Genomic DNA, 5,924 nt, shown 5'->3' on the forward strand with positions numbered 1-5,924 from the left:
GAACGGCTGGAGGGCGCGATCGTCTGGAACGAATCGCAACCGACCCTGACACGGAGGCAAAATGGAGGTTTACCGCTTGCGGCGATTTATTTGCCGGGAGTCAGGGTTCTTAGGGTGACGACGGTGGCCACCCTAAGACGTTCACCGGTTCCGTGGTGACATAAATACACTTTCGCCTGGTGAACGGAACCTTCTTCGAACCGGCAGGAAACACCCTTCAAAGATGTGACTAAGAGATAGTCCTCAGGGAGAAGGCCTGGACGAGGGTTGTTTTCTCGAGGCGCTTTCCAAAATTCCCCCCCGCAATCTGGCAGCACCGAAAAAAACCGCCAGCATCCATACCACGCTGCATGCAGATTCGGTTTCTCAAGCCTAAAACCCACCACAATGCAGTATACTCAGCCATGTCTATTTAGGGCTTAGTTTTTGCGGAGTGTCAGTTTGCGAGTCAGTCGTTCATTAACGATTAAACAGATGGCGATGGTGTCAGCCGTTGCTTTACTGTTTATTTTTATTTTTATCGTGGTGCAGCTTTTTCACTTTGTGCAGCAAAGCCGCTACGACACAGCAAGCCAGATGGAGAAAATCGCCCATTCGGTGCGTATTCCGCTGTCTGAAGCTATCCTGAAAGCGGATATTCCCCAGGCTGAGTACATCCTGAGTCAAATTCAACCTTCTGGCATTATCAGCCGGGCGGATGTAGTACTGCCGAATCAATTCCAGGCGTTGCGCCAAAGATTTACCCCGGAACGCCCGATTCCCGTCTGGATTGCACGCCTGTTCGAACTCCCGGTTCAAATATCCCTACCGCTTTATTCACTGGAACGCCCGGCAAATCCGCAGCCGCTGGCTTATCTTGTGCTGCAAGCTGACTCCTGGCGGATGTACAAATTCATCATTAGTACGATTTCGACGTTGCTGACGACATATCTGCTGCTGGCGCTCATTTTGTCGGTTGCGATCAGTTGGTCGATAAACCGTTTGATTGTTCATCCACTGCGTAAAATTGCCCGTGAGCTCGATAGTTTAACCCCGCACGATGCGGCGAACCATCAACTCAATCTACCTCCTCTTCACCACGATGATGAGATAGGCATGCTGGTGCGCAGCTATAACCGTAATCAACAAATGTCGCAGCGCTTACATGAAGAAATGAGCGCGATGAGCACCCGAAACACAGTTACCGAGTTGCCAAATAAGGCGTTGTTACTGGCGTTGCTTGAACAACTAACGGCAAGCGATAACAAGAATGCGTTGATCGTGATTGCCAGCGAAACTTTGCAGGATACTGCCGGGGTGCTGAACGAGGAGCAGCGTGAAATGCTGCTGCTGACGCTGGTCGAGAAAATTAAAGGTGTTCTGCCACCGAATATGGTGCTGGCGCAGCTCAGCGGCAACGATTTTGGCATTATTGCCCATGGCGTTCAGGATGCCTGGCAGGCAATGGCACTGGCGAAGCAAATTCTCGCGGTGCTGAACGAAAAGTTACCGATTCACTCGATTTCCCTCAAACCGACGGCCAGCATCGGCATTGCGATGTATCACGGTGGTTTGACCGCAGAACAGCTGTATCGCCGCGCCGTTTCCGCCGCGTTTTCTGCCCGTCGCCATGGCAAAAATCAGATTCAATTCTTTGACCCTGAACAGATGGCCATTGCGCAACGCTATTTGACGCAAGAGCAGGATTTACTGACGGCATTAGAAAACCAGCAGTTTGCTATTTGGCTACAACCGCAGGTCAATTTGCGCACCCGTGAAGTCGTCAGCGCGGAAGTTTTACTGCGCATGCAGCAGCCTGATGGTAGCTGGGGTTTGCCGGAAGGCTTGATTGAGCGTATCGAAGATAGCGGTTTGATGTTCACAATTGGTAACTGGATCCTTGAAGAGTCTTGCCGTGTGCTGGCGGGCTGGCAAAGCCAGGGTGTCACCATGCCGCTGTGTGTGAATATCTCTGCGCATCAGTTACTGCACGAGGAAATGGGTTCGTCACTGCTGGAATTAATGGCGCGCTATCGTATCCAGCCAGGGATGTTAATTCTGGAAGTCACGGAAAGTCATAATATTGATGATCCGAAAAAAGCGGTCAGTATTTTGCGTCCGTTGCGCAAAGCAGGGGTGCGCATCGCACTGGATGATTTTGGCATGGGTTATGCCAGCCTGCGTCATTTACATCACCTGAAATCGTTGCCGGTGGATGTGCTGAAGCTCGACAAGAGTTTTGTAGATGGCTTGCCGGAAGATAACACCATGGCGGGGGTGATTATCGGTATGGCGAACACGCTGGGTCTGAAACTGGTGGCGGAAGGAATTGAAAACCAGGCGCAGTGCGACTGGTTGTTGAACGCCGGTGTGAGCATTGCTCAGGGTTATCTTTTCTCCAGGGCACTGACTCTTAAAGAGTTTGATGCCAGGTATTTATCCAGCGCTAATCAGTAAATTAGTTGTTGCAAATGTTATTGGGCTGGCGCGAGTCAGCTCAATTATTTAACAATTTTGTTTACAAATAAGCGCTGTGTCACTTCTGAGCGTTTTTGAGAGTGGTATTTTTGCTTCCGCAGGCCGAGGTCATCTACCTAAATCCTGGTACTGCGGAATATCTACCTCTCAAGGACACGCTATGAAACTCTCTCTTTTTAAAAGCCTCTACTTCCAGGTCCTTACGGCGATAGCCATCGGTATCCTGCTGGGTCATTTTTACCCGGAATTAGGCGCGCAGATGAAACCGCTCGGCGATGCGTTCGTTAAACTGATTAAAATGATTATCGCGCCGGTTATCTTCTGTACGGTCGTCACCGGCATTGCAGGCATGGAAAGCATGAAAGCCGTGGGGCGCACGGGCGCTGTGGCACTGCTTTACTTCGAAGTGGTCAGCACCATCGCGCTGATCATCGGCCTAATCGTGGTTAACGTCGTCCAGCCAGGGGCTGGGATGAACATCGACCCGGCAACGCTTGATGCCAAAGCTGTCGCCATGTATGCCGAACAGGCACAACAACAAGGTGTGGTGGCCTTCTTGCTGGATGTGATTCCTGGTAGCGTGATTGGCGCATTTGCCAGTGGCAATATCCTGCAAGTGCTGCTGTTTGCGGTACTGTTTGGTTTTGCACTGCACCGTCTTGGTCAAAAAGGCCAGTTGATTTTCAACGTGATTGAAAGCTTCTCGCAGGTCATTTTCGGCATCATCAACATGATCATGCGCCTCGCGCCAATCGGTGCTTTCGGTGCTATGGCGTTCACGATTGGTAAATATGGCGTCGGCTCGTTGGTGCAGCTCGGCCAGTTGATTATCTGCTTCTACATCACCTGTATTTTGTTTGTGGTGCTGGTGTTGGGCAGCATCGCGCGGGTGACAGGTTTCAGCATCTTTAAATTTATCCGTTACATTAAAGAAGAGCTGCTTATCGTACTGGGTACTTCTTCGTCTGAATCCGCTTTGCCAAGAATGCTCGATAAAATGGAGAAACTCGGTTGCCGTAAGTCGGTAGTCGGGCTGGTGATTCCAACCGGATACTCGTTTAACCTCGATGGCACCTCAATTTATCTCACCATGGCAGCGGTGTTTATCGCGCAGGCCACCAACACCCATATGGATATTGTCCATCAAATCACACTATTGGTGGTGTTGCTGCTCTCCTCTAAAGGCGCTGCAGGTGTGACAGGGAGTGGTTTCATCGTGCTGGCGGCAACCATTTCAGCGGTGGGCCATTTGCCACTTGCGGGTCTGGCGTTGATTCTCGGTATCGACCGCTTTATGTCTGAAGCGCGTGCGCTGACAAACCTGGTCGGTAATGGCGTGGCAACGGTTGTCGTGGCGAAGTGGGTGAAACAGTTGGATGAGAAGCAACTGGTAGAAACGCTCAATAATCCAAACTCTGCGAAAAAAGTGAACGAAATCTCTTCTTAATCCCCTCAATTGCCCACGGCGACTTGCCCTCGCTGTGGGCTACTGCGCATAATTGACCCTTGAGCCAAAATTTTTGGCGTTTTTTTTCATTTTAAAAGTGACGTTTGCGCGAAGATGCGGTCAAACGGAGTGGTGAATTATCACCGTGGCGGCTTTTTTGCGTAATCTTTTGTCGCCATTACACTTTTTAATCAGGATTGTTTTTCCAGGGGTTAACATGCAGGGCACCAAAATTCGACTCTTAGCTGGCGGATTGCTGTTGGTCGCCGCCGCCAGTAATGTGCAGGCAGAAGCACTACAGCCCGATCCAGCCTGGCAGCAAGGTACGCTGGCCAATGGTTTTCAATGGCAAGTCCTGGCCACACCTCAACGCCCAAGCGATCGTATTGAAATTCGTCTGTTGGTGAATACCGGCTCATTGAATGAGACCACCCAGCAGAGCGGCTTTAGCCATTTCTTACCGCGCATGGCACTGACACAAAACGGTAGCTTGCAGCCATTGCAGGTACGCTCACTATGGCAGCAAAGTGTGGACCCGCAGCGTCCGCTGCCTCCAGCCGTTGTTTCGTATGACTTCACGTTGTTTAATCTTAGCCTGCCTAATAACCGCAATGATTTACTCAAAGAAGCGATAGCTTATCTGGCGGAAACCACCGGTAAAACGTCGATCACCCCGGAAACGGTGAACGTTGCGCTGCAAACTCAGGATATGGTGACAACCTGGCCGATGGACACCAAAGACAACTGGTGGCGCTATCGCTTGCAAGGTTCCTCGCTGTTGGGCCATGACCCGGCAGAAGATCTCAAGCAGCCGGTTGATAACGAACAACTCAACGAGTTCTACAAGAAGTGGTACACCCCGGATGCGATGACCTTGATTGTGGTGGGTAACGTCGATAGCCGTAGCGTTGCCGATCAAATCAATAAAACGTTTGGCACCCTGACGGGCAAACGTGAAACGCCTGCTCCGGTTGCGACTCTTTCTCCGCTCAAGCGTGTTCCTGTGAGTTTAATGACTGACAGTGTGAGCCAGGACAGGCTCTCACTGATGTGGGACAACGCCTGGCAGCCTATTCGTGAATCGTCTGCGATGCTGCGTTACTGGCGTGCCGATCTCGCCCGCGAGGCGCTGTTCTGGCATGTGCAGCAGAACCTCAGCAAGCAGAACATCAAGGATCTTAACCTGAGCTTCGAGTGTCGCGTGTTGTATCAGCGTGCGCAGTGCGGCATCAACCTTGCGTCACCTAACGATAGACTGAATGCGAATTTGGCGAGCGTCAGCAAAGAGCTGGTTAACGTGCGTGATAAAGGGCTGTCGCAGCAAGAGTTTGATGGGTTAATTGCGCAGAAAAAAGCGGAACTTGCCAAGTTGTTTGCCACTTACGCGCGTACCGACACCGATGTGTTGATCAGCCAGCGTATGCGTTCGCTGCAAAACCAGGTGGTCGATATCGCTCCGGAACAGTATCAGAAACTGCGCGGGGATTTCCTGAACAGCCTGACATTAAGCTCGCTGAACCAGGATTTACGCCAGCAACTGTCGCAAGAAATGGCTTTAGTGCTGTTGCAGCCAAAAGGCGAACCTGAGTTCAACATGAAGGATCTGCAAGCGACGTGGGATAAGGTGATGGTGCCAGCTAAAGCACTGCCGCTGACTGATGAACCTAAGCAGGAAGTTTCTTCGGATACGCCGCAGGCGCAGTAACGCCCTCTCCCTCATATACACATCTTTGAGGGGCGCTTTCTGCCGAGCCGGAGAAGGTTCCGTTCACCAGGCGACAGCATGTTTATGTCGCGACTGAACCGGTGAACGTCTTAGGGTGGCCACCGTCGCCACCCTAAGAACCCGGACTCCCGGCAAATAAATCGCCGCAAGCGGTAAACCTCCATTTAGCCTCCGTGTCAGGGTCGGTTGCGATTCGTTCCAGACGATCGCGCCCTCCAGCCGTTCCCGACGGCTGGACCCTGCCACCTGGAGTCAAAATGGAGGCGATTTAAGCCGGACCCGAAATTCAAAGTC

The 5,924-nt window shown here is 51.6% G+C and carries 3 protein-coding genes; all 3 read left to right on the top strand.

Features of this window, described 5'->3' with window-relative positions; genetic code table 11:
* Positions 1–441: 441 nt before the first annotated feature.
* The 3 genes from hmsP to MES37_RS23020 all read left to right on the top strand — a co-directional run bounded on the left by hmsP (position 442) and on the right by MES37_RS23020 (position 5,609).
* Positions 442–2,436 carry a biofilm formation regulator HmsP gene (gene hmsP, locus MES37_RS23010; protein ID WP_064542208.1) on the top strand — a complete coding sequence of 665 codons (1,995 nt, stop codon included), beginning with the start codon at positions 442–444 and terminating at the stop codon, positions 2,434–2,436.
* Between the two features lie 181 nt (positions 2,437–2,617).
* Positions 2,618–3,904: a dicarboxylate/amino acid:cation symporter gene (locus MES37_RS23015; RefSeq protein WP_064542210.1), complete on the top strand. Its 1,287-nt coding sequence runs from the start codon at positions 2,618–2,620 to the stop codon at positions 3,902–3,904.
* Between the two features lie 217 nt (positions 3,905–4,121).
* A complete protein-coding gene (locus tag MES37_RS23020; protein WP_064542213.1) occupies positions 4,122–5,609 on the top strand; it encodes a M16 family metallopeptidase in 1,488 nt (495 codons plus the stop codon).
* The last annotated feature ends 315 nt before the right edge of the window (positions 5,610–5,924 follow it).

The sequence above is a fragment of the Buttiauxella sp. S19-1 genome, assembly GCF_022134725.1.
GTDB classification, from domain to species: domain Bacteria; phylum Pseudomonadota; class Gammaproteobacteria; order Enterobacterales; family Enterobacteriaceae; genus Buttiauxella; species Buttiauxella ferragutiae.

Coding starts and splice junctions, on each gene's coding strand:
- MES37_RS23015 (WP_064542210.1), top strand. CDS start 2,618: ATGAAACTCTCTCTTTTTAAAAGCCTCTACTTCCAGGTCCTTACGGCG.
- MES37_RS23020 (WP_064542213.1), top strand. CDS start 4,122: ATGCAGGGCACCAAAATTCGACTCTTAGCTGGCGGATTGCTGTTGGTC.